This is a genomic window from Roseateles sp. GW821-FHT09B06, from assembly GCF_059418245.1.
Window position 1 is genome coordinate 61,639 of the sequence record NZ_JBWKPM010000027.1, and the last position, 6,181, is coordinate 67,819.

Sequence of the window (6,181 nt, forward strand, 5' to 3'; positions counted from 1 at the left end):
GGGGCTCAGAACAGCGCCATGCTGAGCTTGCGCCGGTATTGGTCCAGCAGCGGATCGCTGGGCGGCACGACGGCGCGGCCCGCCAGTTCCAGCGTGCCCTTGGCCTCGGCGCCGCCCGCCTGGGCCTTGGGGGCGGGCTTGGTCAGCAGTTCCAGGATCGCGACATAGAGCTTGCGCGCGGCCTCGCCGTTCCAGGCCTTGTCGCGCATGATGATCTCCAGCAGCTCGTCCATCGCTTCGGGGAAGCGCTGGGCGGCCAGCTGGGTCTGGGCCAGCGCGAAGCGGGCCTCGAAGTCGCGCTTGTTGGCGGCGATCGCGGCCGTGAGTTCCTTTTCCCGGGCTGCCGGGTCGGTCTGGGCGGCGGCCTCGACCGCGGCGATCCACTGACCCAGCGCGGCGAAGCGCGCATGCGGCGTGATCGTGTCGGCCGCCTGGGCGGCCACCGGCGCGAAGGCGGCCTTGGCGTCCTGCAGCAGGCCCAGCTCCAGCAGCGCCTTCACATAGTCGAAGCGCGCGGTCTCGTTGGCCGGGTCGGTTTCCACCGCCTGGGCCAGCTTGGCCAGCGCGGATTCCAGGTCGCCGTCGGCCAGCAGCTCCTCGGCCTCGGCCAGGTCTTCCTGGGCCTCCAGCATCTCGCCGCTGGGCACATGCTTGTCGAGGAACTCGCGGATCTGCGCCTCGGGGATCGCGCCGACGAAGCCGTCCACCGGCTGGCCGCCGACGAACATCACGCAGAAGGGGATGGAGCGCACGCCGAAGGCCTGCGAGAGCTGGGTGGCGATCTCGGGCTGCTCGTCGCTGTTGAGCTTGGCCAGCAGGAAGCGGCCGGCGTAGGCGGCCTCCAGCTTCTCCAGGATCGGGCCCAGGCTCTTGCAGGGGCCGCACCAGGGGGCCCAGATGTCCAGCAGCACGGGCTGCTGCATCGAGGCCTGCAGCAGCTCGGTTTCGAAGTTCTGAATGGTGATGTCGATCATGGTGTCCCGGGGCGTGATCAAGGGAGGTGGCGGCGCCCGCCTACAATTCAAGGTTTTCCAGCCTATGGAGCGAGTCGTGCAGGATCTGCCGCAGAACGCCTCTCCCCTGGTCGGCGTGGTGATGGGCTCCAGCAGCGACTGGGAGACCATGCAGCACGCCGCCGACATTCTCTCCGAGTTCGGTGTCCCTTTCGAGGCGCTGGTCGTGTCGGCGCATCGCATGCCCGACGAAATGTTCGCCTATGCCGAGGCGGCCGAGGGCCGCGGCCTGCGCGCCATCATCGCCGGTGCCGGTGGCGCCGCCCATCTGCCGGGCATGCTGGCGGCCAAGACCCTGGTGCCGGTGCTGGGCGTTCCGGTGGCCAGCCGCCATCTGCAGGGCGTCGATTCGCTGCACTCGATCGTGCAGATGCCCAAGGGCATCCCGGTCGCGACCTTCGCGATCGGCACCGCCGGCGCCGGCAATGCCGCGCTGTTCGCGGTGGCGATGCTGGCTCGCGGGAACCCGGCGCTGCGCGACCAACTGGCGGCCTTCCGCGTCGCCCAGACCGAGAAGGCCCGGGCGATGACGAAGGACCTGGTCTGATGGCGCAAGAAGTCCTGCTGCCGGGCGCGACCCCGGGCGCAACATTGGGAGTATTGGGCGGCGGCCAGCTCGGCCGCATGTTCGTGCATGCCGCGCAAGGCCTGGGCTACCGCACCGTGGTGCTGGACCCCGATGCCGACAGCCCGGCCGGGGCCGTGGCGCACGAGCATATCCGCGCCGACTATCTGGACGAGGCGGCCCTGGACCGCCTGGCCGCGGCCTGCGACGCCATCACCACCGAATTCGAGAACGTGCCGGCGCGCGCCCTGCAGCGGCTGGCCGAGAAGCGGCCGGTGGCGCCGGCCGCCGCCTGCGTGGCGATCTGCCAGGACCGCGCCGACGAGAAGGCGCATTTCGGCGCCAGCGGCGTCGCCTGCGCGCCCTATGCGCCGATACGCGACGCGGCCGAGTTGGCCGCCGTTGACGCGGCCCTGCTGCCCGGCATCCTGAAGACCGCCCGCATGGGCTACGACGGCAAGGGCCAGATCCGCGTCAGGACCCGCGCGGAGCTGGCCGCCGCCTGGGACGAGCTCCAGCGGCTGCCCTGCGTGCTGGAGCAGATGCTGCCGCTGCGGCTGGAGCTCTCGGTGCTGGTGGCGCGCGGGCGCGATGGGCAGATCGTGCAATTCCCGGTGCAGCAGAACCTGCACCGCGACGGCATCCTGGCCGTCACCGAGGTGCCGGCCCCGGCGGTCGACGCGGCCCTGCAGGCCCAGGCCGCGGCCGCGGCCGCGCGCATCGTGGCCGAGATGGGCTATGTGGGCGTGCTGTGCATCGAGTTCTTCGTGCTGCAGGACGGCTCCCTGGTGGTCAACGAGATGGCGCCGCGCCCGCACAACTCCGGTCACTACACGATGAATGCCTGCGATGTGTCGCAGTTCGAGCTGCAGGTGCGCGCGCTGGCCGGCCTGCCGCTGAACACCCCGCGCCTGCATTCGCCCACCGTGATGCTGAACCTGCTGGGCGATCTGTGGTTCGATGCCGCCGGCACCGAGCGCAGCCCGGACTGGGCCGCCGTGCTGGCCCTGCCCGGCGCGCACCTGCATCTGTACGGCAAGACCAGTGCAAGGCGCGGCCGCAAGATGGGGCACCTGAACATCACCGCCGCCACGCCCGAGGCCGCGCGCGACACCGCGGCCAAGGCGGCCGCGATCCTCGGCCTGCCGACCGCCTGGTGACCCTCTCGCCATGCTGCTGAACGGCTCCGACCCCACAGCCATTGCCCAGGCCGCCCAGGCGCTGGCCGACGGCGAACTGGTCGCGCTGCCCACCGAGACCGTCTACGGCCTCGGCGCGCGCGCCGACCGGGATGCGGCGGTGGCCAAGATCTTCGCGGCCAAGGGCCGGCCCAGCGACCATCCGCTGATCGTCCATGTGCTGGACATCGCCGATGCCGAGGCCTTCACCACCGGCCTGCCGCCGGTGGCGCGGCGCCTGATGGAGGCCTTCTGGCCCGGGCCGCTGACGGTGATCGTGCCGCGCGCGCCAGCCATGGCCGCCGCGGCGGCCGGCGGCCAGGACAGCGTGGGCCTGCGCTGCCCGGCGCATCCGGTGGCGCGCGCGCTGCTGGCCGAGGCGCACAAGCTGGGTGTGCTGGGCGTGGCCGCGCCCAGCGCCAACCGCTTCGGCAAGGTCAGCCCGACGCGCGCCGCCCATGTGCGCGACGAGTTCGGCGCCGCGCTGGTGGTGCTGGACGGCGGCGACTGCGAGGTGGGCATCGAGTCCAGCATCGTCGACTGCAGCCGCGGCCGGCCGGTGCTGCTGCGTCCCGGCATCCTGACCCCGGTGCAGATCGAGGCGGCGGCCGGCGAGCCGCTGCAGCGCCCCGACGCGGCCGCGCCGCGCGCCTCCGGCACCCTGGCCGCGCATTACGCGCCCAGCGCCGTGGTGCGGCTGATGGCGTCCGGGGCCTTGCGGGAGGCGCTGCACAAGCAGCAACAATGGCCGGCGGGCCTGGCGGTATATTCCCGGTCGCTGCCGGCCGTGGCGGGCCCGATCTGGCGCGCCATGCCGCAAGAGGCGGCGGCGGCGGCCTTCGAGCTGTTTGCCGTGCTGCGCGAGCTGGATGCGGCGGGGGCCCGCGAAATCTGGATCGAAACCCCGCCCGCCGACAGCGCATGGGATGGCGTGCGGGACCGGCTGGCACGCGCCGCGGCGGCCTTCCCGGCCCGAGCGGGCAAGAACGAGGTTTGAGTCAATGTCTGGAGTGTTGATGAAGTTTCTGAAGCAAGGCGCGCTGGCGCTGGCGGCCGCGGCCGCTCTGGCCGCTTGCGGCGGCGGTGGCGGCCAGATCGAGCCCTTCCACCCGAAGCGCATCCTGGCATTCGGCGACGAGGCCAGCGTGATCACCACCGATGGCCTCAAGTACTCGGTCAACGCCCTGGACACCAACGGCGCCGTGGTCTGCGCCAACAACCCGATGTGGATCCAGGCCCTGGCCAGTTCCTTCGGCCTGGTGTTCGCCGAATGCAACCCCGACAAGCTGGCCACGCCCACCGGCAAGGTCTACGCCCAGGCGGGCGCCAAGATCGCCGGGCTCAAGACCCAGATCGATACGGTGTTCTCGTCCGGCGGCTTCAACAACAAGGATCTGGTGTCGGTGATGGCGGGGGCCAACGACATCCTGGAGCTCTATGCCCAGTATCCGCAGCAGGGCGCCGATACCCTGAAGAGCCTGGCCGGCCAGCGCGGCCGCGAACTGGCCGCCCAGGTCAACCGCATCGCCAACGCCGATGGCCGCGTCATCATCACGACGCTGCCGGACCTGGGCCTGACGCCCTTCGCGCTCAAGGAGCGTGCCGCCAAGCCCGACACCGATCGTGCCAAGCTGCTGACCGACCTCGCCACCGAGTTCAACACGCAGATGCGCCTGAACATCCTGAACGATGGACGCCTGATCGGTCTGGTGCTGCTCGACGAGGAAACCTCCCGGATCGGCCGCATCTCCGGCTATGCCGCGGCCCTGGGCATCAGCAATTTCACCGAGGCCGCCTGCCTGGAGGCCAGCCAGCCGCCGGCCTGCACCAGCAAGACCCTGGTCACCAATGCCGACGGCGGCAGCTGGCTGTGGGCCACGAACCTGTTGATGGGCCCGGTCGGCCATTCGCGCCTGGGTGCCCTGGCGCAGAGCCGCGCGCTCAACAACCCGTTCTGAGGCCGCCGACCGCCGCCATGCTGCGGGTGCCCCGCGAGGGGCGCACTACACTTGCATCATGACTGTGTTGCTGGCCCTGGATAGTTCGACCGAAAGCATGGCGCTGGCCCTGAGCAGCCCCCAAGGGCGCTGGATTTTCGAGGGCGAGGGCGGGGCCAAGGCCTCGTCCCGGCTGGTGCCCGAGGCGCTCGCCCTGCTGGCCCGCGCCGGGCTGAGCCTGCCGCAGGTCGACGCGATCGGCTTCGGTCGCGGCCCCGGTGCCTTCACCGGCCTGCGCACCGCCTGCGCTGTGGCCCAGGGCCTGGCCTTCGGCGCGGGCAAGCCGGTGCTGGCGCTGGACAGCCTGATGCTGGTGGCCGAGGATGCGCGCCAGCAGTCCGGCGGCACGCTGGCCGAAACCTGGGTGGCGATGGACGCGCGCATGGGCGAGATCTACGCGGCCGCCTATGCCCACGACGGCCGGCATTGGCGCTGCAGCAGCGCGCCGGCGCTCTACAGCGTGGCCGCGCTGCTGGCGCGATGGACCGAACAAGTACCGAGCGCGCTGTGCGGCAGCGCGCTGGAGGTCTTTCCCGAATTGCAGGCCCTGGGCCTGGCGCAGACCTGGCCGCACAGCCGCTCGCGCGCCGCGGCGCTGGCGACGCTGGCCGAAGCCGCCTGGGCGCAGGGCCGGACCCTGGACGCGGCCGAGGCCATGCCGCTGTATGTGCGCGACAAGGTCGCGCTGACCACCGCGGAGCGCCTGGCGGCGCGTCCGGGCGCCTGAATCCGAGCCCATGAGCGCGCAGCTTCAGTCCCCCTTTCCCTTTCCCGCCGCCGGGCGGCTGGAGATCATGCATGCCGGCGACGTGGAGGCCGTGCTGGCCATCGAGCAGCGCGCCTATGCGTTCCCCTGGACCCGCGGCAACTTCATCGATTCGCTGGCCGCCGGCTATCTGGCTCGTGTGCTGCGCGACGAGACGGGCGCCATGCTGGGCTATTTCCTGGCGATGCAGGGCGTGGGCGAACTGCACCTGCTCAACATCACGGTGAGCCCGGCCCTGCAGGGCCGGGGCCATGCGCGGCAGATGCTGGACGCCCTGCGGGTGCTGGCGCAGCAGCTCGGCTGCGAGCAGATCTGGCTGGAGGTGCGCGAGAGCAATGCGCGCGCGCGCGAGGTCTATCTGCGCTACGGTTTTGCCGAGGTGGGCCTGCGGCGCGGCTACTACCCGGCCGCCGGCCGGCGCGAGGATGCGGTGCTGATGAGCCTGCCGCTGGGGCCGGGAGAGGCGCGATGAGCTGGGATGCACGTCAGCAGGCGATGCTGGAGGCCATGGGCCTGCGGGTCTGGACGGCGCCGCCGGCGCCCGAGGCGCTGGCCGTGGCCGAGGTGGTGGCCGAGGTGGCGAAACCGGCGGCCGTCGAGCCGGCGCCGCGCCGGGCCGCCGAGCCGCCGCCCGTGACTTCGGCACCGCCCAGGGCGCAGCC

General features: G+C 71.9%; 7 protein-coding genes and 1 pseudogene. 7 read left to right on the top strand and 1 reads right to left on the bottom strand.

The annotated features are described in order from the left end of the window. Window positions 1-5 precede the first annotated feature (5 nt). Entirely contained in the window at window positions 6-974 is a 969-nt protein-coding gene (locus AC07OQ_RS19750; RefSeq protein ID WP_495054853.1) for a tetratricopeptide repeat protein, read from the bottom strand. Between the two features lie 121 nt (window positions 975-1,095). Between AC07OQ_RS19750 and purE the strand changes: the two genes are divergently transcribed. From purE to AC07OQ_RS19785, 7 genes and pseudogenes are all read left to right on the top strand, one after another. Next, entirely contained in the window at window positions 1,096-1,560 is a 465-nt protein-coding gene (gene purE / locus AC07OQ_RS19755; RefSeq protein ID WP_495054860.1) for a 5-(carboxyamino)imidazole ribonucleotide mutase, read from the top strand. Continuing rightward, window positions 1,560-2,738: a 5-(carboxyamino)imidazole ribonucleotide synthase gene (locus AC07OQ_RS19760; protein WP_495054854.1), complete on the top strand. Its 1,179-nt coding sequence runs from the start codon at window positions 1,560-1,562 to the stop codon at window positions 2,736-2,738. Before purE ends, AC07OQ_RS19760 begins: the two co-directional genes overlap by 1 nt. Window positions 2,739-2,748: 10 nt before the next feature. Then, window positions 2,749-3,753, top strand: coding sequence for an L-threonylcarbamoyladenylate synthase (locus tag AC07OQ_RS19765; RefSeq protein WP_495054855.1), 1,005 nt, complete (start codon window positions 2,749-2,751; stop codon window positions 3,751-3,753). A gap of 19 nt (window positions 3,754-3,772) precedes the next feature. Beyond that, complete coding sequence (locus tag AC07OQ_RS19770; RefSeq protein ID WP_495054856.1) at window positions 3,773-4,714, top strand: SGNH/GDSL hydrolase family protein; 942 nt, start codon at window positions 3,773-3,775, stop codon at window positions 4,712-4,714. 58 nt (window positions 4,715-4,772) lie between these two features. Beyond that, window positions 4,773-5,480, top strand: coding sequence for a tRNA (adenosine(37)-N6)-threonylcarbamoyltransferase complex dimerization subunit type 1 TsaB (tsaB, locus tag AC07OQ_RS19775; protein WP_495054857.1), 708 nt, complete (start codon window positions 4,773-4,775; stop codon window positions 5,478-5,480). Between the two features lie 10 nt (window positions 5,481-5,490). Continuing rightward, on the top strand, window positions 5,491-5,991 hold the full coding sequence (gene rimI / locus AC07OQ_RS19780; RefSeq protein ID WP_495054858.1) for a ribosomal protein S18-alanine N-acetyltransferase: 501 nt from the start codon (window positions 5,491-5,493) through the stop codon (window positions 5,989-5,991). Then, a pseudogene (locus AC07OQ_RS19785) lies at window positions 5,988-6,181 on the top strand (uracil-DNA glycosylase family protein); the annotation flags it as partial. The gene rimI and the pseudogene AC07OQ_RS19785, both read left to right, overlap by 4 nt.